Source organism: Rubrobacter sp. M3-4 (genome assembly GCF_059772285.1).
In genome coordinates this window covers 1-24,822 of sequence record NZ_JCBAJP010000012.1, presented here as the reverse complement: position 1 = coordinate 24,822, position 24,822 = coordinate 1, and the positions used below count along the sequence as shown (strand labels likewise).

The 24,822-nt window shown below is 68.6% G+C and carries 26 protein-coding genes; 22 read left to right on the top strand and 4 right to left on the bottom strand.

All coding sequences use genetic code 11. The features are described 5' to 3' along the window. Positions 1-14 precede the first annotated feature (14 nt). Genes AC6EKW_RS12475 through recN form a run of 3 tightly spaced genes read left to right on the top strand, consistent with a single transcriptional unit; the run spans position 15 to position 3,257 of the window. Positions 15-797, top strand: a complete 783-nt coding sequence (locus AC6EKW_RS12475; RefSeq protein WP_498514596.1) for a TlyA family RNA methyltransferase — start codon at positions 15-17, stop codon at positions 795-797. Beyond that, positions 790-1,593, top strand: a complete 804-nt coding sequence (locus AC6EKW_RS12470; protein WP_498514552.1) for an NAD(+)/NADH kinase — start codon at positions 790-792, stop codon at positions 1,591-1,593. The genes AC6EKW_RS12475 and AC6EKW_RS12470 overlap by 8 nt, the downstream gene beginning before the upstream one ends. Beyond that, the gene (gene recN / locus AC6EKW_RS12465; protein ID WP_498514551.1) at positions 1,554-3,257 is read left to right on the top strand and encodes a DNA repair protein RecN; all 1,704 of its coding nucleotides are present in this window, start codon (positions 1,554-1,556) and stop codon (positions 3,255-3,257) included. Before AC6EKW_RS12470 ends, recN begins: the two co-directional genes overlap by 40 nt. 6 nt (positions 3,258-3,263) lie before the next feature. Here the strand turns inward: recN and AC6EKW_RS12460 are convergent, their stop codons facing one another. Beyond that, positions 3,264-4,274: a dipeptidase gene (locus AC6EKW_RS12460; RefSeq protein WP_498514550.1), complete on the bottom strand. Its 1,011-nt coding sequence runs from the start codon at positions 4,272-4,274 to the stop codon at positions 3,264-3,266. A gap of 268 nt (positions 4,275-4,542) precedes the next feature. On the opposite strand from AC6EKW_RS12460, the gene pyrG reads away from it, so the two are divergent. The 16 genes from pyrG (at position 4,543) to AC6EKW_RS12380 (ending at position 19,423) form a co-directional block, all read left to right on the top strand. Further along, the gene (gene pyrG / locus AC6EKW_RS12455) at positions 4,543-6,195 is read left to right on the top strand and encodes a CTP synthase (protein WP_498514549.1); all 1,653 of its coding nucleotides are present in this window, start codon (positions 4,543-4,545) and stop codon (positions 6,193-6,195) included. A gap of 8 nt (positions 6,196-6,203) precedes the next feature. Beyond that, positions 6,204-6,782 (top strand): hypothetical protein, encoded by a 579-nt coding sequence (locus AC6EKW_RS12450; RefSeq protein ID WP_498514548.1) that lies wholly within the window; start codon positions 6,204-6,206, stop codon positions 6,780-6,782. A gap of 11 nt (positions 6,783-6,793) precedes the next feature. After that, positions 6,794-7,912 (top strand): alanine dehydrogenase, encoded by a 1,119-nt coding sequence (gene ald, locus AC6EKW_RS12445; protein WP_498514547.1) that lies wholly within the window; start codon positions 6,794-6,796, stop codon positions 7,910-7,912. Next, positions 7,909-8,628, top strand: a complete 720-nt coding sequence (locus AC6EKW_RS12440; protein WP_273889107.1) for a segregation and condensation protein A — start codon at positions 7,909-7,911, stop codon at positions 8,626-8,628. Before ald ends, AC6EKW_RS12440 begins: the two co-directional genes overlap by 4 nt. Next, positions 8,628-9,206 carry an SMC-Scp complex subunit ScpB gene (gene scpB / locus AC6EKW_RS12435; RefSeq protein WP_273889106.1) on the top strand — a complete coding sequence of 193 codons (579 nt, stop codon included), beginning with the start codon at positions 8,628-8,630 and terminating at the stop codon, positions 9,204-9,206. The genes AC6EKW_RS12440 and scpB overlap by 1 nt, the downstream gene beginning before the upstream one ends. Continuing rightward, a complete protein-coding gene (locus AC6EKW_RS12430; RefSeq protein ID WP_498514546.1) occupies positions 9,206-9,910 on the top strand; it encodes a pseudouridine synthase in 705 nt (234 codons plus the stop codon). The genes scpB and AC6EKW_RS12430 overlap by 1 nt, the downstream gene beginning before the upstream one ends. Further along, positions 9,895-11,235, top strand: a complete 1,341-nt coding sequence (gene aroA / locus AC6EKW_RS12425; RefSeq protein ID WP_498514545.1) for a 3-phosphoshikimate 1-carboxyvinyltransferase — start codon at positions 9,895-9,897, stop codon at positions 11,233-11,235. Before AC6EKW_RS12430 ends, aroA begins: the two co-directional genes overlap by 16 nt. Positions 11,236-11,269: 34 nt before the next feature. Further along, positions 11,270-11,941 carry a (d)CMP kinase gene (cmk, locus tag AC6EKW_RS12420; RefSeq protein WP_498514544.1) on the top strand — a complete coding sequence of 224 codons (672 nt, stop codon included), beginning with the start codon at positions 11,270-11,272 and terminating at the stop codon, positions 11,939-11,941. A 4-nt stretch (positions 11,942-11,945) separates the two neighbouring features. Further along, entirely contained in the window at positions 11,946-12,569 is a 624-nt protein-coding gene (locus tag AC6EKW_RS12415) for a lysophospholipid acyltransferase family protein (RefSeq protein ID WP_498514543.1), read from the top strand. After that, positions 12,566-13,861, top strand: coding sequence for a ribosome biogenesis GTPase Der (gene der, locus AC6EKW_RS12410; protein ID WP_498514542.1), 1,296 nt, complete (start codon positions 12,566-12,568; stop codon positions 13,859-13,861). The genes AC6EKW_RS12415 and der overlap by 4 nt, the downstream gene beginning before the upstream one ends. 112 nt (positions 13,862-13,973) lie before the next feature. Next, positions 13,974-16,475 (top strand): sugar phosphate nucleotidyltransferase, encoded by a 2,502-nt coding sequence (locus tag AC6EKW_RS12405; RefSeq protein WP_273889100.1) that lies wholly within the window; start codon positions 13,974-13,976, stop codon positions 16,473-16,475. Positions 16,476-16,559: 84 nt separating this feature from the next. After that, positions 16,560-16,805 carry an RsiG family protein gene (locus AC6EKW_RS12400; RefSeq protein ID WP_273889099.1) on the top strand — a complete coding sequence of 82 codons (246 nt, stop codon included), beginning with the start codon at positions 16,560-16,562 and terminating at the stop codon, positions 16,803-16,805. Continuing rightward, entirely contained in the window at positions 16,802-17,260 is a 459-nt protein-coding gene (locus AC6EKW_RS12395) for a double zinc ribbon and FHA domain-containing protein (RefSeq protein ID WP_337958776.1), read from the top strand. Before AC6EKW_RS12400 ends, AC6EKW_RS12395 begins: the two co-directional genes overlap by 4 nt. 15 nt (positions 17,261-17,275) lie before the next feature. Then, positions 17,276-17,950 (top strand): transcriptional regulator FtsR, encoded by a 675-nt coding sequence (gene ftsR / locus AC6EKW_RS12390; RefSeq protein ID WP_273889097.1) that lies wholly within the window; start codon positions 17,276-17,278, stop codon positions 17,948-17,950. Further along, positions 17,947-18,486, top strand: coding sequence for an adenine phosphoribosyltransferase (locus AC6EKW_RS12385; RefSeq protein ID WP_273889096.1), 540 nt, complete (start codon positions 17,947-17,949; stop codon positions 18,484-18,486). Before ftsR ends, AC6EKW_RS12385 begins: the two co-directional genes overlap by 4 nt. Continuing rightward, a complete protein-coding gene (locus tag AC6EKW_RS12380; RefSeq protein WP_273889095.1) occupies positions 18,476-19,423 on the top strand; it encodes a tyrosine-type recombinase/integrase in 948 nt (315 codons plus the stop codon). Before AC6EKW_RS12385 ends, AC6EKW_RS12380 begins: the two co-directional genes overlap by 11 nt. 3 nt (positions 19,424-19,426) lie before the next feature. Here AC6EKW_RS12380 and AC6EKW_RS12375 read toward each other — a convergent pair whose 3' ends face one another. Further along, the gene (locus AC6EKW_RS12375; protein ID WP_273889094.1) at positions 19,427-19,876 is read right to left on the bottom strand and encodes a hypothetical protein; all 450 of its coding nucleotides are present in this window, start codon (positions 19,874-19,876) and stop codon (positions 19,427-19,429) included. A 189-nt stretch (positions 19,877-20,065) separates the two neighbouring features. Here AC6EKW_RS12375 and AC6EKW_RS12370 point away from each other — a divergent pair, with 189 nt between their 5' ends. Genes AC6EKW_RS12370 through AC6EKW_RS12360 form a run of 3 tightly spaced genes read left to right on the top strand, consistent with a single transcriptional unit; the run spans position 20,066 to position 23,612 of the window. Continuing rightward, the gene (locus AC6EKW_RS12370; protein ID WP_273889093.1) at positions 20,066-20,971 is read left to right on the top strand and encodes a polyprenyl synthetase family protein; all 906 of its coding nucleotides are present in this window, start codon (positions 20,066-20,068) and stop codon (positions 20,969-20,971) included. Further along, the gene (locus AC6EKW_RS12365) at positions 20,971-22,644 is read left to right on the top strand and encodes a prenyltransferase/squalene oxidase repeat-containing protein (protein ID WP_498514541.1); all 1,674 of its coding nucleotides are present in this window, start codon (positions 20,971-20,973) and stop codon (positions 22,642-22,644) included. Before AC6EKW_RS12370 ends, AC6EKW_RS12365 begins: the two co-directional genes overlap by 1 nt. Further along, positions 22,641-23,612 carry a UbiA family prenyltransferase gene (locus tag AC6EKW_RS12360; protein ID WP_273889091.1) on the top strand — a complete coding sequence of 324 codons (972 nt, stop codon included), beginning with the start codon at positions 22,641-22,643 and terminating at the stop codon, positions 23,610-23,612. Before AC6EKW_RS12365 ends, AC6EKW_RS12360 begins: the two co-directional genes overlap by 4 nt. Positions 23,613-23,629: 17 nt before the next feature. Here AC6EKW_RS12360 and AC6EKW_RS12355 read toward each other — a convergent pair whose 3' ends face one another. Both AC6EKW_RS12355 and AC6EKW_RS12350 read right to left on the bottom strand, forming a co-directional pair. Next, positions 23,630-24,469: a sugar phosphate isomerase/epimerase family protein gene (locus tag AC6EKW_RS12355; protein WP_498514540.1), complete on the bottom strand. Its 840-nt coding sequence runs from the start codon at positions 24,467-24,469 to the stop codon at positions 23,630-23,632. A gap of 16 nt (positions 24,470-24,485) precedes the next feature. Beyond that, positions 24,486-24,822 (bottom strand): hypothetical protein (locus AC6EKW_RS12350; RefSeq protein ID WP_498514539.1); only part of this gene is annotated, 337 nt, incomplete at its 5' end.

The window sequence follows — 24,822 nt, the reverse complement described above, 5'->3', positions numbered from 1 at the left end:
ATGCGAGGGTGAGGATGGTGCGCCTCGACCGCCTGCTGGTCGAGCGCGGGCTCGCCCCGGGCGGGAGCCGGGCGCGGGAGATGGTGCTCTCGGGGGCCGTCCGGGTGCGTGGAGAGGTGCTCGGGAAGCCCGGCCGGCGGGTGCGCGAGGACGAGGAGATCTCCGTCGAGGAGGGCGCCGGCCGCTACGTCTCGCGCGCGGCGGCGAAGCTCGAGGCGGCGCTCGAGCGGTTCGGCCTCACCGTCGAGGGGCTGGATTGCCTGGACGCCGGGTGCTCGCGGGGTGGTTTCACGGAGGTCCTGCTGCGGCGGGGGGCCCGGCGGGTGATCGCGGTGGACGTCGGACACGGGCAGCTGCACCCTTCGCTCGCGCGGGACGGGAGGGTCTTCTACATGGAGGGGACGAACGTGCGCCACCTCTCCGGCGGGGATCTCCCCTTCCCTCCACGGCTTCTCGTTGCGGACCTCTCTTTCATCCCGCTCGAGGTGGCGCTCGCCGGGCTCCTCTCGAGCACGCCCTTGATCGAGGAGGCCGTCGTCCTGGTCAAGCCTCAGTTCGAGGCCGGTCCGGAGGGGGTCGGGCGCGGGGGGCTCGTGAGGGACCCCGAAGTCCGCCTGCGGGCCGTGCTTGGGGTGGCGGAGGCGATGGGGTCTTTGGGGTTCGGGGCGCGGGATCTGATGCGGGCGCCGGTCGCCGGGAGACGCGCCGGCAACGGCGAGTACCCGATGCACCTCGTGAGGGGGGCGGGGAGCGCGCTGGGAGAAGGGCGCATCCGGGAGGTGGTCGCCGGTGAATGAGGTGAGAAGGGTCGGGATCGTGCGCAACCCGGAGGTCAGCGGCGGCTACTTCGAGCGGCTGGTGGCCGCCCTGGAGAAGGAGAAGGTCGAGATCGAGAAGGTCGTCGAGGCGGACGGGGGACCCGGGTATCCGGTGGACGCCGACCCCGACCTCGTCTTCGTCCTCGGGGGGGACGGGACCATGCTCAGGGCCTCGCGGATCTTCCCGGGGAGGGTGCTGCTCGGGGTGAACCTGGGCAAGGTGGGTTTCATGAGCGGGATGCTCCCCGAGGAGATCGAATCCGGCGTCGAGCAGGCCACGGGAGGCGGGCTGCACATCCAGGACTACCGGATGCTCGAGGTGCGGGTCGGGGAGGAGGCGGCGACGAGCCTCGCCGCCAACGACGCCGTGCTCGTCAAGCAGAGGACGCACCAGATCATCTCGGTCGACGTCTCGGTGGGGGGGGAGGAGCTCTTCGCCTTCCGCTGCGACGGGTTCATCGCGGCCACCCCGCTCGGGTCCACGGCGTACGCGCTCTCGGCGGGGGGGCCGATCGTCTCGAACGACGCCCAGTGTTACGTGCTGGTCCCGATAGCCCCGCACGCGCTGGTGAGCCGGCCGCTGGTCCTGGGCGAGAAGCAGACCGTCGAGCTCAGGCTGGTCGAACGGAAGGCCCTGCTCTCGCTCGACGGGGCCGAGCCGCGCGAGATCTCGCCGGGGGAGAGCGTGAGGGTGCGGCTCTCGAAGGAGAGCGTCAGGATAGCCCGCACCGGCGGGTGGACGTGGTGGCGGGCGGTGAGGAGGACCTTCTTGTAGTGCTTTCGCGGCTCTCCGTAGAGAACGTCGCCCTGATAGAGAGGGTGAGCCTGGAGTTCGAGCCCGGGCTGAACGTGATCACGGGGGAGACGGGCACCGGGAAGACGCTCCTGGCGACGGCGCTGCAGCTGCTTCTCGGCGCACGGGCCCGGGCCGAGACGGTGCGCGCCGGGGCGCAGAGGGCCACGATCGAGGGGGAATTCGGGCTTCCCGGGGATCTGGCGGAGGGGATCCTCCGGGAGACGCTCGGGGATCTGGCGGAGGAGATCGAGCCGGAGGACGGGATCGTGCTGCGGCGGACGATCACGCCGGACGGGCGATCCCGCTGCTACGTGTGCGGGGTCTCGGTACCGGTGCGGGTGCTGGCCGCGCTGGGCGGACGGCTGGTCTCCTACCACGGCCAGCGGGAGCAGGCGAGGCTCTCCGATCCCTCGGAGCAGCTCGCGATCCTCGACGACTTCCTGGACGAAGGGACGCGCCGGGCGAGGGAGGAGCACGCGGCGCTCTGGACCGAGGTGGAGAGAAAGCGCCGCCAGCTCGAAGATCTCAAAGGGTCCGAGGAGGCGCGCCTGAGGGAGCTGGACTTCCTGCGCTACCAGATCTCGGAGATCGAAGAATCGGGCTACAACGCGCGGGAGGTGGAGGAGCTCAGGCGTGAGCAGCGCCGGCTGCGCAACGTGGCCGAGCTCGCGGGCTCCGTCTCGGCGGCGGCCGCGGCGCTCTCTTCGGAGGAGGGAGGGGCGAGCGAGGCCCTGGCCTCGGCCGCCCGCGAGCTGGAGTCGGCCTCCCGGCACGACGAGGAACTCTCGGGGCTGGCCGGGAGGCTCTCCGGGCTCTCGGCGGAGCTGGACGACGTGCTCTACGAGCTGAGGTCCTACGCGAACGACCTGGAGGCCGACCCGGCGAGGCTGGAGGAGGTGGAGGCGCGCCTCGAGGAGCTGCGCTCGCTGGAGCGGAAGTACGGGGAGGACGTCCCGGGTTACCTCGAAGAGGCCAGGGAGCGTCTCTCGAGGCTCGAGAACTTCGAGGCCGAGACGGCCGGCCTCGAGCGGGAGATAGAGGAGGGGGCGGCCCGGCTCGATGAGCTCGCGGGGAGGCTCTCGGAGGGCAGGAGGGAGGCCGCCCGAACCCTCTCGCAGAGGGTGCAGGAGAACCTCGAGGGGCTGAACCTGGGGCAGAGCGTCTTCCGGGCGGTGCTCGAGCCCGCGGAGGCCGGTCCTTCGGGCCGGGAGCGGGTGGAGTTCGTCGTCCAGCCGAACCCCGGGGAGCCGGAGCTCGCGGTGAGGCGCTACGCCTCCGGCGGCGAGCTCTCCAGGATCATGCTCGCCATCCGCCTCGCCCAGCGCCGGGAGGATCCCGCTCTGAGCTACGTCTTCGACGAGGTGGACGCCGGGATCGGAGGCGAGACGGCGACCGCGGTGGGCCGCAGGCTCGAGGAGCTCGGGCGGCGCTGCCAGGTGCTCACGATCACGCACCTGCCGCAGATAGCCTCGGTGGCGGGATCCCACGTGGTGGTCTCCAAGGGGGAGCTGGACGGGAGGACGGTCACGCGGGCGGTGCGGGTCGAGGGGGAGGAGCGAAGGCGGGAGATCGCCCGGATGCTCTCCGGGAGGGTCGACGGCGCCTCCCTCGCCCACGCCGCGCGGCTCCTCGAGGAGGAGTAGGGTCTCTCAGCGGCCCCACGTCTTGCGCAGGACGCGCAGCCAGTTCTCGTGCGCGATCTTCTTGAGGTCTTCCTCGCCGTAGCCGTGCTCCCGGAGCGCCTGCATGAGGCGGGGCAGGCCCCTCACGTCACCGATGGCGTCGGGGATGCGGATCCCGTCGAAGTCCGAGCCGAAGCCGACCCTCTCCATGCCGAGGTGCTCCACCAGGTGGTCGATGTGCCGGACCATGACCTCGATGGGGGTATCGGTATCCTCGGAGCCGTCCTCGCGCAGGAAGTGGACCCCGAAGTTCAGACCGACCATCCCGTCCGAGGCGGCTATGGCCTCGAGCTGCGCGTCGGTGAGGTTGCGCGGGGAGGGGCAGATGGCGTGGGCGTTGGAATGGGTCGCGACGAGCGGCGCCTCGCTCAGTTCGGCCACGTCCCAGAACCCGCGCTCGTTCAGGTGCGAGACGTCGATCACGATGCCGAGCTCGTTGCAGGCGCGGACCAGGCGCCGCCCGGCCTCGGTGAGGCCCGCCCCGGTGTCCGGCGTGCTCCCGAACCGCACGCGCACCCCCTCGGCGAAGGCGTTGGGGCGGCTCCAGACTATCCCAAGCGAGCGCAGCCCGGCGCGGTGGAGCACGTGGAGCGCGTCGAGGTCCGTGTCTATGGCGTCGGCCCCCTCCATGTGGAGCACGGCGGCGAGGATGCCCTCGTTTATGCAGCTTCGTGTCTCTCCGGCGCTGCGGACGATCCTGACCTGCCCCTCGGAGAGCTCCTCGATCCTGAACAGTGTGGCCGCGGCCGAGAGAGAGTACCGCAGCGCGTAGGAAGGATCGAGCGTCTCGTGCGCAGCCTTCCCTTCCGGCGGCGGGACCCACACCGCGAACATCCCGCCCCCGAAGCCGCTCTCCCGCGCCCTCGGCAGGTCCAGGTGTCCCTCTTCCCGGCGCTCGAAGAAGCCGGCCGGGTCGTCGAGCCGCTCCAGAACGTCGTTGTGACCGTCGAAGACGACGGGGAATTCCCCCTCTTTCATCCAGCAACCCCGCTTTCTGGCCACGAGACCATCATCGGCCTTCAGACTTTAGCTCATCCAGCCCCGGGCGGGCGTGACGGCTAGAACTTTGATTTTTTCTCCACGGGGCTTATCATGAACGGCGATGCGAAGGCGGCGATCTCTACGGCCCTTCTGCTGCGGCCATCTCGCGTCCACCGTGGGGTGGTGGTCCTTGTTCTCTCTGTAAGCGGGCGAGGCCGGTCTCCGGCGGCCGTGGAAGCCGGTTGAAAACTGCTGCTGTGAGGTGATGATGGCGGATTTCGATACCAGGTACATCTTCGTGACCGGCGGGGTGGTCTCCTCCATAGGCAAGGGGACGAGCGCCGCCTCCCTGGGGATGCTACTCAAGAGCCGGGGCTACAGGGTGGCGTTGCAGAAGTTCGATCCCTACATAAACGTCGACCCGGGCACGATGAACCCCTACCAGCACGGGGAGGTCTTCGTCACCGAGGACGGGGCCGAGACCGACCTCGACCTGGGCCACTACGAGCGGTTTCTGGACGAGAACCTGGGCCGGCTCTCCAACGTCACCACCGGCAGCGTCTACTGGGAGGTCATCCAGCGCGAGCGGCGGGGCGACTACCTGGGGGCGACCGTGCAGGTGATCCCGCACATAACCAACGAGATAAAGAGCAGGATCGGACGCCTCGGCGAGGACAAGGACATCGTCATCACCGAGATCGGCGGCACGGTGGGGGACATCGAGAGCCTGCCGTTCCTGGAGGCGATAAGGCAGTTCCGCAACGACGTGGGCCGGAAGAACGTCCTCTACGTGCACGTCTCCTACGTCCCCTACATCGAGGCCGCCGGGGAGCTGAAGACCAAGCCGACCCAGCACTCCGTTCAGCGGCTGCGCGAGATAGGCATCTCCCCGGACATCATCATCTGCCGCGCCGACCGCCCGATAAGCGAGGAGATAAGGCGCAAGATCGCGCTCTTCGGCGATGCGGACTTCGAGTCGGTGATCCCGGCGCTCAACGCCCCCTCGCTCTACGCGATCCCGCTCGACCTGCACGACGAGGGTCTCGACGAGCTGGTCCTGGAGAAGCTCGGCCTGCCCGCCCCGCGCGCCAACCTGGCCCGCTGGCGCGATCTGGTGGAGCGGATGACCTCCCTCGAAGAGAGCGTGAAGATAGCGATAGTCGGCAAGTACACCCGGCTGCAGGACGCCTACATCTCCATCGTCGAGGCGCTCGGGCACGCGGGCGCGGCCTGCGGGCTCAAGCCCGATCTGGCCTGGATCGACGCGGAGGAGATTACGGACCAGCGGGCGGCGGAAGACCTGCTCGGGGATGCCGACGGCGTGCTCGTCGTTCCCGGCTTCGGCAGCCGTGGGGTGGAGGGCAAGATCGAGGCCGTCCGTTACGCCCGCGAGAGCGGCAAACCCTTCCTCGGGCTGTGTCTGGGGATGCAGGTCGCGGTCATCGAGTTCGCCCGCAACGTGGCCGGGCTCAAAGGGGCAGATTCGACGGAGTTCGACGAGGACACGCCGCACCCGGTCATAGACATCATGGCCGATCAGGTCGGCGTCGACAAGGGGGGTACGATGCGCCTCGGCCACTACCCCTGCCGGATAGTCCCCGGTACGCTCGCCGAGTCCCTCTACGGGAGCGGCACGATCGGGGAGCGCCACCGCCACCGCTACGAGGTGAACAACGCCTACCGGGAGACGCTGGAGGAGGCGGGGATGGTCTTCTCCGGCCTCTCCCCGGACGGGCGTCTGGTCGAACTGGCCGAGATCCCCGACCACCCCTTCTTCATCGGGAGCCAGTTCCACCCGGAGTTCAAGAGCCGGCCGCTGCGCCCGCACCCGCTGTTTCTGGGGTTCGTCAGGGCCTGTGGCCAGCTGCGCGATCTCTCGCCGGAGGTGGCCAGGAGCGGGGAGGGCGGCGGACGCTGAAGGGGAGGGTGCTCCTGCTGCCGGAGGAACCGCCGGGCACCGTGGTGAGCCGCACTCCCGGGGCCTTCCTGCTGCGGGCCGCTCTGAGCTGGGAGGAGGCGCCGCGTGAGGGGGTCGCGGCCCTGGCTTCCGCCCTCGATCCCGCACCGATCCGCGGCAGCTTCCACGCGGTGTACGGGATGACCTCAGATACGGCGGGCCGTGTGGCGTGCGAGGTGCGCTCTTTCTACCGGCGCGAGCTCGCGCGATCGCTCGACCGGACGCTGCGTGCGGTGAACTCCCTGGCCGCTCTCACCGGTGCGGTGCTCGAGCTCGGGGTGGAGCGCATCGCGGGTGCGAGGGTGTTCAGCCCGGACCGCCGCCGGGCGCTGTCCCGATCGCTGAGCAGGCACGGTCTGCTCCCGCGGGAGGCCGCTTCGCTCGTGCCCGTGGGCGCCGGACCCGACCTCTGCCTGGGGGTCGGCGCGCTGCTGGACGAGTTGCGTCCGGCGTTGCTGCGGGACGGCTGGGAGGTCGTCGGGGTATGGACCGACCCTTCCGGATGGGGTAGGCTCTCCATCGAGAGCGGGGAGGACGGCTGGTTTTGAGGATCGGGATCTTGCGAGAGAGGGCTCCCGGCGAGACGCGGGTGGCGCTCGATCCGCACGCCGTCTACGAGCTGACCCGGGTGGGGCACCTCGTGCTGGTCGAACGCGGGGCCGGTGAGGGCGCGGGCATCCCGGATGCCCGCTACCGGGAGGCCGGCGCCCGGATCCTGAAGGAGGCCGCTCCGGTCTACGAGGGAGCGGAGCTCATCGCCCGGGTCTCGGGGCCGCCACCCGAGGAGTATTCCTACCTGAGGAGGGATCTCATCCTGCTGGCCTTCCTCTCCCTCCCGGTCAACCCGGATCTGATGCAGGCCCTGCTCCGCTCGCGCTGCATCGCCATCGCCCTCGAGAGCATCCGCGACCGCCGCGGGCGTCTGCCGGTGCTCACGCCGATGAGCGAGATCGCCGGGCGTCTCGTGCCCCAGATCGGAGCGCGCTACCTGCAGAAGAACGAAGGGGGGCGCGGGATCCTGCTCGGTGGTGCGACCGGTGTCCGGCCGGGGCGGGTCGTCGTCCTGGGCTGCGGGATCGTCGGCTCCGTGGCCGCCAGGGTCGCGAGCGGTCTCGGTGCGCAGGTGACCGTCGTGGACCGGGACCTCGAACGCCTGCGGCGCATGGAGAAGTCGGGCCTCGGCGGGGTGACGACGCTCGCGGCGAACGCCATGAACATAGAAGAGGCCGTCACGCGCGCCGATCTGCTCATCGGGGCCGTCTTCGTCTCAGGAACGAGAACCCCGCACCTGGTCGGACGCAGGACGGTGGCGGCCATGCACGACGGCAGCGTCATAGTCGACGTGGACGTCGACTACGGGGGATGCGTGGAGACCTCCCGCCCCACCACCCTCGAAAGCCCCACCTTCGTCGAGGAGGGCGTGATCCACTACTGCGTCAAGAACGTTCCCGCGACCGTCCCCGTGACCGCCACCCACGCCCTCTCCAACGCCCTTCTCCCCTACGTACGCAGCATCGCCGGGCTCGGCCTCACCGACGCGCTCAACGCCGACCCCGGCCTCAGGGCCGGGGTGGTGCTCGCCGAGGGGAGCGTGGTCAGCCGTTCGCTGGCCAGAACCTGCGGTATGGATTACCACTCGATCTCCTCCGTCTTGCCCCTTCACCGGGAGGTGAGATGATCCGTTCCCGGCCGCTCTCGGACTTCAGCGTCGAGATAGAGGTCTACTCCGGACCTTACGAGTGGCTCCTGGCGCTGATCCTCCGGCATGAACTAGAGGTCTTCGAGGTGCCGCTGCACGAGCTCGTCGACCTGTACCTTAGGGATAGGGATGAGGTGGGTGCGGACACCCTCGAGCGAGACACCGACTTCGCCGGTTCGGCCACCGCGCTCGTGCTGCTCAAGAGCCGCTCGCTCTTCCCGGCGATGGAGGAGCCGGCGGACGGAACGGAGGGTGAGGTCTCCGCGGAGGATCTCGCAGATCGGCTCTCCCTCTACCTCAAGGTCAGGAGGGGGGCGGAGTATCTCAGAGGGCGCTTCGAAGAGGGTGCGGGGTATCATCCATCGGGGCATGCGCTCGAGCCACGAAAGGGGCGTCTGAGGGTCGATCGCAGGAGGCTCGAGATGGCCACGAGGCGCATGTTCTCGAGGCTGGAGGAGCCTTCGCTGGCGCACATCGACCGGATAACGCTCAGCCTGGAGGAGCTCGCCGCCGTGATCCGGGGCGCCATCGCCGGGAGTGGTGGACGGCCGCTCTCCTACGAGGAGCTCGTGCGCGGCATGGACCGGGTCGGCCGGGCGCTGACGTTCGCGGCGGCCGTCTCGCTCGCCTCCGAGGGCGAGGTGCGTCTGTTGCAGGAGGAGCCGTTCGGGGAGCTGAGGGTGATGCCGGCGTGATGGACGGAGCCGGACCGGAGGCGCTGGTCGAGGCCATACTCCTGGTGAGCGAGAGGCCGGTGGAGGAAGAGGTGCTCCTCTCGTCGGCGGGGCTCGACCGGGACGGGCTGGAACGGGCGCTCTCCCGCCTCCTCGACAAGTACGACGCCCGAAGCTCCGGGGTGGTCCTGCGGCGTGTGGCCGGGGGGTGGCAGCTCGCGACGAACCCCCGGTGCGCGGAGGCGATCGAACGTTTCCGCGGCGAGGCCCGTCCCACACCGCTCTCCGGCGCCGCCTACGAGGTGCTCTCCTGCGTGCTCTACCTGGGGCCGATGACGCGCGGCGCCATCTCCGCCGTGCGGGGGGTGAACTCCGACGCGGTGGTACGCAACCTGATCGAACGCAACCTCCTCGCGGAGGTGGGCGCCGACGAGGAGAGCCCGGGCGCACCGGCGCTGCTGGACGTGACCGAGGATTTCCTCATCGCGGCCTCAGCCGGGAGCCGGGAGGATTTTCCCCCGCTGGAGGAGCTGGTGAGCGAGGAGGAGCTCGCCCGGGTGCGCGAGCGCCTGAAGGATCACGCCTCGAAGGAGCCCTGATGCGCCTGCAGGCTTACCTGGCCCGCAGCGGCGCCGCCCCCTCCCGGCGTAAGGCCGAGGCGCTCATCGTCTCGGGCCGCGTCAGGGTCAACGGGCGCGTGGCCGGGCTGGGGACGAAGGTCTCCGAAGGAGACGCCGTCTCTCTCGACGGGAGACCCGTCCGCCTGCCGGAGACCAGGACCTACCTGGCGCTCAACAAACCGGCGGGTTACATCACCACCCTCTCCGACGAGCGGGGCAGGCCGACGGTCGCGGAGCTCGTCCCCTCCATTCCCGGTCTCGTCCCCGTGGGCCGGCTCGACGCGGATACGACCGGCCTGATCATCATGACCAACGACGGAAGGCTCGCTCACCGCATAGCGCACCCCTCCTACGAGATCGAGAAGGAGTACCGCCTCGTCCTTCAGAACCCGGTCGACGAAGAGGCCCTGCGCGCGCTCGCCTCGGGACCCGAGCTCGAGGACGGACCGATGGTTCCTCCGGAGGTCTCCCGTCTGCGGCGTGGGCGGCGCCGCACCGTCCTCCACCTCACCATCCATGAAGGCCGTAAACGCATAATACGCAGAGCCTGCGAGGCCGTGGGGCTTCGCCTCGTCCACCTGGAGCGTGTGAGGGTGGGGCCGGTGCGGCTCGGGGAACTGGCCCCGGGGGAATACCGCAGGCTGACCGACGAGGAGGTGAAGAGGCTGTGGCGCGGGAGGTGAGGGGTGTCCCCGGACGGGACTTCGGCGTCGAGGACGTGCGCGGAGAGTTTCCGCAGGAGCTGGAGATCATGCCCTTGAAGGAGCCCCCCGATGCAGAGGTCCGGGTGCCCGGCTCCAAATCCATAACCAACCGGGCGCTCATCCTGGCCGCGCTGGCCGCCGGGCGTTCCGTGATCTCCAACCCGCTCTTCTCCGACGATACATTCTGGCTGATGCGGGCGCTCGTGGATCTCGGGTTCGAGGTCTTCGCCGATGCGCCGGGGAGGAGAATCGAGGTGGTCGGGCTGGGCGGGGAGATCCCGGCCGAAGAGGCCGACGTCTTCGTGGGCAATGCCGGGACCGCCGCCCGGTTCCTGCCTCCCTTCCTCGCTCTGGGCCGGGGCACCTACCGGGTGGACGGGACGGCGAGGATGCGCGAGCGCCCCGTTGCCGACCTCGTGGATTCCCTGCGCGCCCTCGGGGTCCGTGTCGACTACGAGGACCGCGAGGGCCGCTTCCCCCTGATCGTCCGCGGCGGTGGCATACCCGGGAGCGTGGCCACCGTCTCCGGTGAGAAGAGCAGCCAGTTCCTGAGCGGCCTGCTCCTCGCCGCTCCCTATGCCGGAGATGGCCTTCGGCTGGAGGTGTCCGGTCGGCTGGTCTCGAGGCCCTACGTCGAGATCACGGCGCGCATGATGCGCTCCTTCGGCGCCATGGTCGAGCGCGAGGGAGGGGTATATCGCGTCCCCCCCGGCACCTACCGGGCGCGCCACTACGCCGTCGAGCCCGACGCCTCGGCCGCCTCCTACTTCTTCGCCGCCGCCGCGGTGACCGGGGGCCGCGTCCGAGTCCCCGGCCTCTCCCCCGACGCCATGCAGGGCGACCTCGGGTTCGTGCGCGTCCTCGAGCGTATGGGATGCCAGGTCGCCTTCGACGCCGGCGCGGTCGAAGTCCGGGGCCCAGAACGTCTGCGCGGGGTCGACGCCGACATGGGGGACATCTCCGATACCATGATGACCCTCGCCGCCATCGCACCCTTCGCCGACGGCCCCACCACCATCACCAACGTCGGACATACCCGCCACCAGGAGACCGACCGCGTCTTCGCCGTCGCCCGCGAACTCTCCCGCCTCGGCGTCCCGGTCGAAGAAGGCGAAGATTGTTTACGCATAATACCAAAGGGAGGGGTACGTGGGGCTCTGGTGCGCACCTACGACGACCACAGGATGGCGATGTCGTTTGCGGTTGTGGGGCTCGTGGCGGGGGGCATCCGCATAGAGGATCCTGCGTGCGTCGCGAAGACGCTCCCCGGTTATTTCGAGCTGCTGGAGGGTCTGCGCGATTAGGGGCGGGGGCATCCGTTATACTTGCGGTTCGTATATGGGTGGATTTCTGGTTGCCATAGACGGACCGGCGGGGAGCGGCAAGAGCTCCGTGGCGCGGGAGGTGGCGCGCAGGCTCGGTGTGACGGACATCAGCACCGGCGCGGTCTACCGGGCGGTGGCGCTGGTCGCGATCGAGGATGGGGTGGACCCCGCCGACGAGGAGGGGCTGGTCCGGATAGCCCGGAGGCTCGAGCTGGGGCCGGGGGGGGTGAGGTACGACGGGAGGTGGATCTCCGGGGAAGAGCTGCACGCCCCGGAGGTCTCCGGCGTCGCCTCGAAGGTCTCGGCGCATCCCCGTGTCAGGGAGGTGCTCCTGCCCGTGCAGCGGCGGGCGGCGGAGGAGGCCCGGCGGGCGGGTGGGGCCGTGGTCGAGGGGAGGGACATAGGCACGGTGGTCCTTCCCGAGGCCGACCTGAAGATCTTCCTCTCCGCCTCTCCGGAGGAGCGTGCCCGGCGCAGGGCTCTGCAGAGCGGCAGGGAGGCGGATCTGGACGAGGTCCGTGAGGCGATCATGCTGCGCGACCGTCAGGACACCGAGCGGGAGAGCGCCCCGCTCAGGCCCGCGCCGGATGCGGTGATAGTGGACACGACGGGCATGGGTTTCGAGGAGGTCGTGGAGAAGGTGATGGGCCTCGCCCGTCGGCTCTGCGGTCCTTCCGGGGGGTGAGGGGATGCCGCGGGTCGAGATGTCGGGCAGGTACCGCCTGCTCAGGAGGATGGTCGTCACGGCCGCCCGGATCGCCGTGGGGTTCGAGTGTGAGGGGGAGGAGCGGACGCCGGGGAGCGGGCCGCTCATCGTCGCGGCGAACCACACCAGGTATCTCGATCCCCTCTTCGTCTGCATGGCGGTCCCCCGGCGCATCCAGTGGATGGCCAAGAAGGAAATCTTCGTCTTCCCTTTCCGGGGGTTCTTCCGGTTCGTCGGGGCGTTCCCCGTGGACCGGCAGGCCGGGGGGCACAGCGCGCTGCGGGCCGGTCTCAGGCTGCTCGGAGAGGGGTGGGCGCTCGGCATCTTCCCCGAGGGCACCCACCGCACCAAGGGCGTCTCGCGCGAAGCCAAGAGCGGAGCCATCATGCTCGCGGCGCGCGGCGGGGCGAAGATCCTGCCGGTGTATCTGGGGCCGGTGCCCGGCCCGATCGCGCGGCTGCGGGGCGCGAGGTTTCGCACCTACGTCGGAGAGCCGATCAGCGTACCGCGGGATCTCAAGGGGCGCGAGGCGTACCAGAAGGCCGCGGATGAGTTGTTGCGCGAGATATACCGGCTCCCGCGGGAGGCGGAGGGGAGGCGGCGTTGAGCGGTCGCCTTCCCGTGGTGGCGGTCGTCGGGGCCCCCAACGTGGGCAAGAGCACGCTGGTGAACCGCGTCCTCGGGCGCAGGCAGGCCGTGGTCGCAGAAGAGCCCGGCACCACACGCGACCGCACCTACACGAAGGCCGAATGGGCCGGCAGGGAGTTCGTGCTCGTCGACACCGGCGGCATGGAGCCCTACGGGGCGGATGGTCTGCAGGCGCTCGTGACGTTGCAGAGCAGGATCGCGGCCGAAGAGGCCGATGTGGTCATACACCTGACCGACTCGCGCACCGGGGTGACGGAGGCCGATGCGGTGATCGCGAGGGAGCTGCGCCGGATGGGATCTACGGTCGTGCTCGCCGTGAACAAGCTCGACGACCCGCAGAACGACGCCGATCGCTACGGGTTCTACTCTCTGGGGGAGGGGGAGCCGCATCCGATCTCCGCGCTGCACGGCATAGGGGTGGGGGACCTGCTCGACGTCGTGGTCGGGATGCTCCCGGAGCTCCCGGACGCGGAAGAACCCGAGCATCCGCAGCTCGCGATCGTGGGCCGTCCCAACGTCGGGAAGAGTACGCTGCTGAACAGCCTGCTCGGCTCCGAGCGGGCCGTCGTCTCCGAGGTGCCCGGTACGACGACCGACGTCGTGGCGGGGACGCTGGAGGTCGACGGGCAGACCTTCTCGGTGCTGGACACCGCGGGGGTGACCCGGAACGTGCGCAGGGCACGAGGCGTGCCGTACTACTCCGCGCTGCGCAGCGCCGAGGCGATCCGCAGATCGGAGGTCTCGCTCCTGCTCGTGGATGCGGTCGAGGGGCTCGTCGCCGGTGACCTGCAGATCGCACGCCAGGTACAGGAGGCCGGCAGGGCCTTCGGCGTGCTGGTCAACAAGCGGGACCTCGTCTCGCAGGAGAGGATAAAAGAGATCGAACGAACGCTCGAGGTACGCATGACCGACCTCAAGCCGCCGGTGAGGGCGCTCTCCGCGCTCGAAGGCAGCGGGCTCGAGGGGGTGTACGAGCTCGCCCTCGGGTTGCACCGGGCCTACGGTCTGAGGGTGCCGACCCACGAGGTCGCGGAGTTCGTCCGGGAGCTCACCGCGAAGAACCCGCCGCCGCGGAGGGTGAAGGTGCGCTTCGCCCTGCAGACCGGTGAGCGGCCGCCGGAGTTCACCCTTTTCGCCACCAGGCCGAAGGACATTCCCGACAGCTACGTCCGCTATCTCGAGAACGCCTTCAGGGAGAGCTACGGGCTCTGGGGGGTGAGCTTCAGGATCAGGCTGCGCTCGAGCAGATGAGTTTTAAGGTGGCCCCACGGGCCGGGTGAGGTTAAAGTTAAGATGAAGGAGTCTCCGAAAAGACCCGGAAGGGCAGCGCCGGGGAGGCTTACAAGGGGGTGTTGAGCAGAAGGTGAAGGCCGTGATAATGGCCGGCGGGCAGGGAACCCGTCTGCGGCCGCTGACGAGCAACCAGCCCAAACCCATGATCCCGATAGCCAACGTGCCGTGCATGGAGCACATCGTCAACCTGCTCAAGCGGCACGGCTTCACGGACATCGTGGTCACGCTGCAGTTCATGCCGGACGAGATAAGGGACTACTTCGGCGACGGATCGCGGTGGGGGGTCGACATCTCCTACTCGGTCGAGGACGTGCCGGCCGGGACGGCCGGTTCGGTGAAGATGGCCGAGCGCAAGCTCGACCTCAGGGGGGAGCGTTTCCTGGTCATAAGCGGGGACGCCCTCACCGACGCCGACCTCAGCGCGCTCGTCTCCTTCCACGAAGAGAAGGGTTCGGAGGCGACGATGGTCCTCAAGAGCGTCGAGAACCCGCTCGACTTCGGGATCGTGATAACCGAGGAGGACGGGCGCATCTCGCGCTTTCTGGAGAAGCCGGCCTGGGGGCAGGTCTTCTCGGATACGGTCAACACCGGCATCTACCTGCTCGAGGCCTCGGTGATGGACGAGATCCCGGACCCGGAGAAGGAGGGGGAGTACGACTTCTCCAAGGAGCTCTTCCCGAAGATGCTCGAGGAGGGAAGGAAGCTCTACGGCTACGTCACCGACGACTACTGGGAGGACATCGGCACCCTCGAGCAGTACGCCTCCGCCCAGCGCGACGTCCTCGACGGGAAGGTGAAGGGCGTCAGGCCGCCGGGCACGAGGCTCAAGGGCAACGTGTACATCGGCAGAAGGGCGCAGGTCGACGAGGAGCAGCTCGAAGGCCCGGTCGTCATCGGCGAGAACGCCCGCGTCGACGAGGGTGCCAGGATCAGCCCCTACTCGGTGATCGGGGACAACGTCGTCATCTCCTCCGGTGCGACGATAGAGCGTTCGATCATCGCCGAAGGGACCTACATCGGCGAGGGGGCCGAGCTGAAGGACACGCTGGTCGGGCGCTCCTCGTACATCCAGGCCCGGGCGCGCATCCTGGAGCGCAGCGCGCTCGGGGACGACGTCATCGTCGGCGAGGGGGCGACCATCGCCCCGGAGGTCAAGATCTACCCGCACAAGACCGTCGAGAGCGGGGCGAACGTCACCCACAGCCTCATCTACGAGACGATGGGGTTGCGCACGATCTTCAAGGGCGGGATCGTCTCGGGCAAGTTCAACGTGGACCTCACCCCCGAGTTCGTCGTCAGGCTCGCCTCCTCGTTCGGGACGACCCTCGACCCGGGGGCCGTGGTGACCCTGGGGCGGGACGCCTCACTCGCCGCCCAGGCCTGCAAGCGGGCGATGACGGCGGCGCTGCTCGCCACGGGGGTCAACGTGCGCGACCTGCGGGCGGCGCATGCGGGGGTGGTGCGCCACGACGTCCTGGCGGGCAAGTCCTCCGCGGGGGCACACGTACGCTCGGGGGAGGATCCGGACGACGTGGAGATCCTGTTCTTCTCCTCGGACGGGACCCCGATGGGCGAGTCCGAGCAGCGCGGCATCGAGAAGGTCTTCGTGCGCGAGGAGTACCGCCGGGCCTTCGACGGGGATATAGGGGAGCTGATCTACCCCGGCCGCGCCGTCGAGCAGTACGTCGAGCGCCTGGAGCGGGCCACCGACCGCGGCAAGACCGCGGGATCCGCGATGGTCGTGGATTTCTCCGGCGGGGTCGCCGGGCTCGTCTCCAACCGGGTCTTCTCCCGGCTGGGCGTGAACGCCGTCGTGATCTCCGGGTTCGTCAACGCGAACGTCGTGGGGAGCGTGCCCCGGCCGAACCTCGAGGAGAGCCTCGAGCGGGTCGGTAACATGGTCCCCACGGTCGGGGCGGCCTTCGGATGCGTCGTCGAGCCCTCCGGAGAGGCCGTCTGGTTCGTCGACGATCAGGGGGAGCCCGTACCCCCCGACGTGATGCTCGCCTGCCTCATCGTGGCTCTGGAGCCGAACCTAGTCGTGCTGCCGGTGAACCTGAGCAGCGAGTACACCCGCCTGGTCGAGGAGTCCGGCGGCAGGGTCGTTCTCAGCCGCACGGGGCTCGGCAACGTCGCGCTCACCGCGGCCGAGCATCACGCCGACCTCGCCGGCACGGACGATGGACACTACATCTTCCCCTCGTTCCTGCCGGCCTCCGACTGCTTCATGACGCTCGCCCGGGCGCTCGAGGCTTTCCGGGAGAAGCCGCTCTCCTCGGTGCGCCGGAGGTTCGGGGAGAGCTTCGGGGGGGTGGTGCGCGAGCGGCTGGAGTGCCCCTGGTCCGCCAAGGGCCGGGTGATGCGGGGCCTCGCCGAACGCTTCGGGGGTGACCCGGACGCCATCCTCACCGACGGGGTGAGGCTGAGCCTCGACGGCGGGTGGGTGCTCATGCTCCCCGATCCGGACAACCCGCTCTTCTACGTCTACGCGGAGGCAGAGGACGGCGGCCGGCCCCAGCGGCTGATGCAGGAGTACGTCGAGCTCGTGCGGGATCTCATTCGCAACGAGTGACGTTCGCCTAAGACTGTACTTCAGGTTCATCTCAGGCTATACTGCACCTCGTGCGAGGAGGCCGGCGTCGCGAGAAGGGGTCCGTTGGAAGAAGAGTTCGACGAACAGCTCCCTGACCTGACCTCGGCTCCCTCGGACGAGCTCAAGGAGCTGCTCGGGGATCTGGTCGAGGAGGAGCGGAGGATCAGCTACCGGCGCCGGATCATCCAGGGCAGGATAGACGCGATCCGGGCGGAGCTGGTCCGCAGGGGTGCGGCCGCGCTCACGCCGGAGGAGCTGGCCGAGGTGATGCTCAGGGAGAGGGGATTTCGGGAGGAAGACGCTTTTTGAGCAGGTGCCCCAACTGTGGCGCGGAGGTTCTGCCGCAGATGAAGTTCTGTGGGGAATGTGGCGTACCGCTGACCGAGGGTTACGCGACGGTCTCCTATTCCCCGAGCTTCTCCGACTACGAGGAGGAGCTCTCTCAGCCGGTGCCGGAGGGCCGCGGCGAGGCCCTGCTGATAGAGCTCGACCAGGTGGAGGGCACCGCCGGGCGCCGGATGCACGACATCCGGGGAGACCGGGTGACGGTCGGGCGCAGCCCGAACAGCGACATCTTCCTCGACGACGTCACGGTCTCCCGGCGGCACGCCGAGATAAGGCGCAACGATCACGGTTTCTCGATCAAGGACGTCGGGTCGCTCAACGGGACTTACGTCAACCGGGTGAGGGTCGATGAGGTGGATCTGCGCAACGGGGATGAGATACAGGTGGGCAAGTACCGCTTCAAGTTCGTCTCGTCCTAGTCCGATGGGGGAGAGATGACATCGGAGGGTGGGACCACCAGGGACAGGTACACCATCGGGGAAGTGGTCGAGAAGCTCCGGCCGGAGTTTCCGACGCTCTCGGTGAGCAAGATACGCTACCTGGAACGCCGGCGGCTGCTCTCGCTCTCGCGCACCCGTGGTGGTTACAGGCTCTTCTCGCCGCGGGACGTCGAGCTTTTGCGCTACATCCTGAAGCTGCAGGACGAGGAGTACCTGCCGCTCAAGGTCATCAAGGAACGCATAGACAGGGGGGAGCCCTTCTACTCCTCCCAGGACTCCCCGGACGGACTGCCCCGGGTCTCCGAAGACCGTACCTACACCCGGGAGGAGCTGGCCGAGGCCGTCGAGGTGGAGCCGTCTTTCGTGGACGAGCTGATCAACCTCGGCGTCATCGGAAGGAACGGCGACCTCAGGCAGCGCGACGTGGAGATCGTGCGCATGGCGCGTGAGATGGCGAAGTACGGGATTCAACCCCGCCACCTGCGCGGGATCATGGCCGCCGTCGAGCGGGAGGCCGCGATGTTCAAGCAGATACTCAACCCGGACCTGCGCAGCGGCGACGAGGCCCGTATCGCCGAGGCGATGCACAAGGCACGGCACCTGGCGGGGATGGACTCGCGCCTGAAGGAGCTCATGATGGCGAGCATCATAGAATCGTTCGCGCCTTGAACCGGCTCTCCATAGAGGAGCTGGAGCGCAGGATCCGGACGGTCCCGGACTTCCCGCGCCCCGGCATCTCCTTCAAGGACATCACCCCGATAATCGAGGATGGCGAAGCCCTGCACGCCGCCGTGGACGCGCTCGCCGAGGCCACGGAACCTTACGAGTACGACAGGATCCTCTCCGCCGAAGCCCGGGGGTTCGTCTTCGGTACCGCCCTCTCCTACCGCGCCAGGAAGGGTCTCATCCTCGCCCGCAAGCCGAACAAGCTCCCCCGCCGGACCATCTCGGCCTCATACGAACTGGAGTACGGTACCGACGCGCTCGAGACCCACGCGGACTCCATCCCCCCGGGGACCCGCGTCCTCGTCACCGACGACCTCCTCGCCACCGGCGGTACCGCCCGCGCCATGTGCGAGCTGGTCGAGAACGCCGGTGGCGTCGTCGCCGCCTGCGCCTTCCTCATCGAGCTGCGCTTCCTCGACGGCCGCAGCCGCCTCTCTCCTTACCCCGTGGTCTCCCTCATCTCCTACGATGAACCCTGAGAAGAACCTCCCCGCCCCACGTGCGTACACCCACCCCGAGCACCGCCGCCTCGTCGACCTCTTCCTGCGTACCCTCTCCAGCCCCCAGACCAAAAAGACCTATAATACAGAAGTGAGGCTGTTCCTGGGCTTCGTCGAGGGGGAGCTCGGGCGGGGATCCATCGAGGAGCTGAGCGCGGAGGACATCTCGCTCTACAGGGAGCGGTTGCTCGATCGGTATCCTGCGGCGACGGCGGCGAAGAAGCTCACGGTGGTGCGCAGGTTCCTGACGTTCGCGTACATGGCGGGTGTGACGAGGGTGAATCCGGAGGCCGTCAAGTTCTTCGCCAAGAGCCCGAGGGTGGTATACGACCCGTCGTACAACGTGCTCACCGAGAGCGAGCTCTCCCGGATGTTCGAGGCGGCCCGGAGGCGCAACCCGCGGGACTACGTGATGCTCGCGGTGTTGGCCTCCTGCGGGCTCAGGGAGGCGGAGGTCGTAGGGCTGAAGATAGGGGACTTCCGGGAGGTGGTCGACGGTCAGGTCTTCGTGCGCGTGGAGGGCAAGGGGGGGAAGGTCAGGAACGTCCCGGTCTCTCCCGAGCTCTGGACGTTGGTGCAGCGCTACGTGCTCTCGAGCGGGAGAAGCTTCGTGTCGCAGGCGGATGCAAGAAAGCCGCTCTTCCCTTCGAGGGAGGGCAAAGACAAACCGCTCACGACCCGCTCGGTACGCTACATCGTGAAGAAGTACGCGAGGGAGGCCGGGATCACGAAGGCCATCTCCCCGCATTCGATCCGCCACACCGTGGGGACGAACATGGCGATGAACGAGGCCCCGCTGCTCGTCATACAGCAGTTCCTCGGGCACTCGGATCCGAAGACGACCCTGCGTTACATAAGGCGGGCCGAGGAGCTCACCGCGAGGGCGTACAGGTACAACACCCTCCCGCCGCTGTAGGGGCTACCTCCTGTAGCAGCCGTCACCCCTGTGCAGGGGGTATTCCACCGGGCACCTGCCGTCGGACATCAACGGTACCGGACCGAGACGGGGGCCGCCGGAGCTGATCCTGGTCCCCGTCGTCCCGTACTGGCTCGTCGCCGGGGTGGAGTACTGCGAGGAGGCCGCGCTGCCGCTCGCCGGGCTCGAAGAAGTGCCGCCCCGTGTGACGGGGGAAGGAGAGGCGTAGGAGGAGTGGCTCCTCGTGTCGGGGGAGAAGGTGTTCCCGCCCGAAGTCGTGCCTGCCGGGGAGCTGGTGGAGCTGGTGGAGATCGTCTGCGCTATCGCCGCCTGCAGGATCCCGAGCGGCTGCGAGCCCCCCTCGAAATACGCGAGGGCAACCCTGGCCGTGAACGCACACGCCACGATGAGGGCTGCGGCCGCGATCTTCGTCAAGAGACCCGAGTTGAGCATCCGTGTGTCCCCCTCGCGAGAAGGCCGGGTAAAACGACTGCGGGAATTATACATCCCGCGGTGTGCGGCTTGAAGGGTGACTTTACCGACACTTTACAGAGGACTCACGGTATGTTTAAAAAATCGGGTTATGCTAAAGATGTGAGAGCATTTTCAACCTGATACACCCTGACGGCAGAGGGGGGTTTGTTGGCGTCTTCTGCGGAGCGGTTTTACGAAGCGGGAGGAGCCGGGGTCTACCAGGAGAACGGGGGCTCCGGCGAAGTCCTTTTGCACGAGGCGATGCTGGAGGGATATCTCGAAAAGGTCGAGTTCTCGCGCGAGCGGAGGCTCTCCGGGCTGGTGAAGGCGATGCGCTGGCCGCTGCTCGCCGGGGGCGAGGGGAGGACCTACGGGCTGGTCTGCATCGAGGCCGCCTCGGACCTCGGGCTGGACGCGAAGGAGGCGCTGCCCGCGGCGGGCGCGGTCGAATTCGTGCACACCATCTCGATGGTGCACGATGCCCTCCCGGCGATCGGCCGGCTCCGGCCGGAGCTCGAGCCCTACCTGGAGGCGGTGGATCAGGCAACCGCCATCCTCGCGGGGGACGGGTTCTGGGGGGAGGCCCTCGGGTTGCTCACCAGGGCCCAGAGCGGATCCCCGGAGAGGGTTCTCGGGGCGGTGCGGGAGCTGGCGCGTTCGACCGGCGCGGAGGGCATGATCGGCGGGCACTCGATCGGCCTGGGAGGTGAGCGGGACGGGGAGAGCCCCGAGGCCGTCTACGATCTGAAGTGGGGGACGCTCTTCGCGGCCGCCGCGAAGATGGGGGCGTCGCTCGCGGGTGGCTCGCAGATGGAGCTCGATGCCGTCTCCGGATACGCCTGGAACGTGGGGATCTGCCACAGGATCTCCCTGGAGCTCGACGGCAGCGTGCCGGATGGGGACAGGGTGTTCACCAGGACCCTGGGGAAGGAGGCCGCCGAATCCCGCGCCAGGGAGGCTCGTCGGGCCGCCCTCGGGAGGCTCGATGAAGCGGGGTTGGAGGCCCGTGGCATGCGGGAGCTCCTGGAGTACGTGTCGAAGACCGGCCGGGCGGAGAGAAAGGAGGGGCGCTGATGGAGGAGAAGGTCTTCCCCCACGAGCTCGTCGACGCTCAGCACAGAGCCTTCGATTTCCTCGAGTCGCACCGTCGGTCGGACGGGTCGTGGGTGGGCGAGATGTCCTCCTCGGCCCTCGCCACCGCCATCTCCTGCCTCGCCCTGAGCCTGCATCCGGACGCAGCCCCGGAGGGGGCCGTCGAGCGTGGGCTCGGGTGGCTCGCCGCCGACCAGAACCCGGACGGGGGTTGGGGGGATGGCGTCGTGGACCCCTCCAACATGAACGCGACCAGCCTCACGGCCGCCGTGCTCTCCATGTGTGCTCCGCGGGAGTACGAGGAGGAGATACGCGCGGCGCGCGAGTGGGTGGACCGGCACGGGGGATTCGAGGCCATAAACGACCCGTCCAGGGTCACCCTGAGCGGTCCCTGCCGCTCGCTCTGGGCGCTCTGCGGGTTCGTCCGCTGGGAGGAGATAAGGAAGCTCCCGACGGAGATGATCCTGCTGCCCCGCCGCATCCGGCGCACGGTCTCCACCACCTTCCCCGCCTTCCTGAGCCTCTCGATGATGCACGAGCGGTTCGTGCCGTCTCCCGGGTTCTGGCAGCCGGTGAAGCGCAGGGCGACGAAGGAGGCCCTGGGCTGGTTGAGGAAGGCGCAGGGACCCAACGGTTCCTACGAGGAGTCGGCCTTCCTGACCTCGCTCATCGTGGTCGCGCTCACCCAGGCCGAGGTGGGGGCGACGGACATCGTGGGCCGGGCGCTGCCCTTCATCCGCGAGAGCCAGAGGGAGGACGGCTCCTGGCCGATAGACCGGGACCTCGAGAACTTCGACTCGGCCCAGGCCGTCTTCGCCTACCACGCGGCCGGGCGCCCGGTCCCGCGCGCGGGTGAGCTCAGGCGGTGGTTTCTCGCGGGCCAGTTCAGAAAACCTTTCTTCGCGACCTCTTCGCCGCCCGGCGGATGGGCCTGGGCGCTCCCTGCGGGGTGGCCGGATTCCGACGACACCGCCTACGCGCTGAAGGCTCTGAGGCTCCTGGGCGTGCCTCCGGACCACGAGGCGATCAGGCTCGGGCTGAGCTGGTGCTACGCCATGCAGAACAGAGACGGCTCGTGGCCCACGTTCGTGCGCAACTCCAGGATGCCCTTCGACCACGACGACCCATACATAACCTCCCAGATCCTCTCGGCCTTCTCGATGATGGAAAAAGAGGTCAGGGAGGGCCGGAGCGCCAGGCGGGCGCTCCGCTACCTGAGGGAGAAACAGCACGAGGACGGGAGCTTCGATTCGCTGTGGTTCAGGGCCTACACCCGCGGCACGGCGAACGTCCTGGAGGCACTGGTGGACCTGGGGCTCGCCCAAGACGAGATGGCGCAGAAGGCCGCGCGCTGGCTCGCGACGCACCAGAACGACGACGGTGGCTGGTCCGACGGTCATGGTGAGGCTCCCTCCACGGCGGAGGAGACCTCGTGGGCGGTGGGTGCTCTGCTCCGCTACGATCCGGCGCGCCACCGGCGCGAGATAGAGCGCGGGGTGAGGTGGCTGATCGACCGCCAGCGTCCCGACGGCGGATGGGACCCGGCCGTGATCGGGCTCTACTACGCCTCGCTCTCCTACTCCAACTCCTTCTACGCGCTCACCTACCCCCTGATCGCGCTCTCCCGCTACCGCAGGAGGGTGCTCGAGGGATGAACCTCCGCACCAAGCTGCTGGCGCATCTGGAGATGATGCGTCCCTACACGATGTTCCACGCCGGCATGCTCGGTTTCGCCTCGGCGCTCTTCCTCTCCGGTGGAGAGGCCTCCTGGTGGCGCGTCGCCCTCTGCTTCATCGTGCCCACCCTCGGCTGGATCGCCGGGCTGTACGCCGGCGACTACTACGACCGCGACCTCGACGCCATCGCCAAGCCCCACCGGCCCGTTCCTTCCGGCCGGGTCTCGCCGCGCGAGGCGTTCTCGTTCATGGTCTTCTACATCCTGCTCGGCTACGCCCTCGCGCTGGTGTTGAGCCCCGTCTCCTTCGCCATAGCCGTCGTCACCACCGTCTCCGGGATAGCCTATTCCAAGACCTTCAAGAAGATGGCCATCCTGGGCAACTTCGACCGGGGGCTCCTCGCCGCGCTCACCGTGCTGTTCTCCGGGGCGGCGGTCGGGGCTCTCTCAGGGACTGGCTGGGGTGTGGCGGCCCTCCTCGGGCTCTTCTTCTTTCACGACTCCTCCTCCAACCTCGTCGGCGCGATAAGGGACCTCGAGGGTGACAGGCGGGCCGGATACCGGACGGTGCCGGTCGTCTACGGCGTCGCGGGCTCCGTCTGGATCTCCGCGGCGCTCGCGCTGGTGTGGCTGGTGATCGCCCTCCTGCTCTTCTCCTACTACCACCACAGCAGCGTGGCCCTGGGGCTCTTCGCCGTCTCGTTCTGCATCGCCTGCGCCGTCTTCGTCCTGCTCCTGCTCAACCGCCACCGCCTCACGCGTCCCCAGGCGCTCGCGGCGCACAAGGCGATGGTCATCGAGCGCGTGATTCTCAGCGGCGCCATCGCCGCCGTCCACGGACCGGCCCCGGTCGTCATCGGGGTGCTCGTGTTCGTCATCGCCGCGACCGAACTCTCTCAGATAGCGCTTCGCAACCGCTACGAGTTCGGGACGACGAAGGGGGGATGAGAGAGGAGGGCGGCGGCTCAGCTCCGTCCGACGACGGACTCACGCCAGATCTTTTCGAGGGCTTTCCTGCTCTCGATCACCACTTTTTCCAGATCCCCCTCCCACAGCGCCCCGGGCACGTTGCGGGAGAAGATCTCGAGCGTGTACGGACCGTCGAAGCCGGAACGGTGTATCGCCTGGAGCAGCGGGGGAAAAGGTATCTCGCCGCGTCCTATCACCTCGCGGTCCTCGAAGGAGCGCGGCGTCCTCCAGTCGCTGACGTGCACGCAGAAGATGCGCTCCCCGGCGCGAAAGATCTCATCCTCGACCGCCGCACCCTGCCAGACGTTCCAGAGGTCAAGGCACAACCCGAAGTTCTCCCGCCGCCCCACCCCTTCGATCACCCGCATCGCCTGCCCTACCGTCCAGATGGCGCTCTCGACGTTCATCAGGAGGGGGCTGAGGGGCTCGAGAGCGACGCGGACCCCGTACCCGGCGGCGAACTCCGCCAGCGCCCGGTACTCCCGGATGGTCGTCTCGATCACCGCCTCGACGTTGCCTCCCGGCGCGGGGCCGGTGTTGCAGACGAAGGCGGCTCCGGGGGCGAAGGGGGCTACGAGCTCTACGGTGCTCTTGAACCTCTCGATGCGCTCTCCGATCTCCCGCGGCTCAGGCTGCATGCGGCTCGGAAAGAGCGTGCGGACGGCGGGCTGGACCGAGCTCGGTCTCATGCCATACACCTCCAACAGGCCGAGCTGCTCGATCTCCCTGCCCCTCTCCAGTTTCTCTTCGCACAGCTCGAGCTCCTCGACCCCGAGCGCGGCGTAGCGGTCCAGGTCTTCCTCGAAGCTCCACGGCATCGTGGTGAACTGGCTCACCGCGAAACGCACTTTTTCAGACCTCGGACCGGTCGTAGAGCAGGCGGTTCAGGAGCTTCCTCGCCTTCCCGGGTCCTTTTGGGATCCCGCCGGCCGTCACCCGTCTCGAGAAGAGGATCAGCGCGTTCGCCGAGGCGGCCGCGACCCTGCTCTTCGGGTATCCCCTCAAGAGCATCGCGGCCGGGAAGGCGGCGATGCTGAGCCCCACGCACAGCGGCACCGCCCGACTGTTCTTGCCCTCCAGGAGCATCTTCTGCCGGAGGTCCTTCTCGCCGGATTCGATGAGCAGGGGTACCGCCCGCAGCGAACCGCCGGCCGTCATGGCGGCGAAGAGGTACGGCACGAGCCCCGGG

Bases quoted from the DNA above. Each gene is read 5' to 3' on its own strand.
- AC6EKW_RS12475 (WP_498514596.1), top strand. From the start codon at position 15: ATGGTGCGCCTCGACCGCCTGCTGGTCGAGCGCGGGCTCGCCCCGGGC.
- AC6EKW_RS12460 (WP_498514550.1), bottom strand. From the start codon at position 4,274: ATGAAAGAGGGGGAATTCCCCGTCGTCTTCGACGGTCACAACGACGTT.
- pyrG (WP_498514549.1), top strand. From the start codon at position 4,543: ATGATGGCGGATTTCGATACCAGGTACATCTTCGTGACCGGCGGGGTG.
- AC6EKW_RS12440 (WP_273889107.1), top strand. From the start codon at position 7,909: ATGATCCGTTCCCGGCCGCTCTCGGACTTCAGCGTCGAGATAGAGGTC.
- scpB (WP_273889106.1), top strand. From the start codon at position 8,628: ATGGACGGAGCCGGACCGGAGGCGCTGGTCGAGGCCATACTCCTGGTG.
- AC6EKW_RS12430 (WP_498514546.1), top strand. From the start codon at position 9,206: ATGCGCCTGCAGGCTTACCTGGCCCGCAGCGGCGCCGCCCCCTCCCGG.
- cmk (WP_498514544.1), top strand. From the start codon at position 11,270: ATGGGTGGATTTCTGGTTGCCATAGACGGACCGGCGGGGAGCGGCAAG.
- AC6EKW_RS12415 (WP_498514543.1), top strand. From the start codon at position 11,946: ATGCCGCGGGTCGAGATGTCGGGCAGGTACCGCCTGCTCAGGAGGATG.
- ftsR (WP_273889097.1), top strand. From the start codon at position 17,276: ATGACATCGGAGGGTGGGACCACCAGGGACAGGTACACCATCGGGGAA.
- AC6EKW_RS12380 (WP_273889095.1), top strand. From the start codon at position 18,476: ATGAACCCTGAGAAGAACCTCCCCGCCCCACGTGCGTACACCCACCCC.
- AC6EKW_RS12375 (WP_273889094.1), bottom strand. From the start codon at position 19,876: ATGCTCAACTCGGGTCTCTTGACGAAGATCGCGGCCGCAGCCCTCATC.
- AC6EKW_RS12365 (WP_498514541.1), top strand. From the start codon at position 20,971: ATGGAGGAGAAGGTCTTCCCCCACGAGCTCGTCGACGCTCAGCACAGA.
- AC6EKW_RS12360 (WP_273889091.1), top strand. From the start codon at position 22,641: ATGAACCTCCGCACCAAGCTGCTGGCGCATCTGGAGATGATGCGTCCC.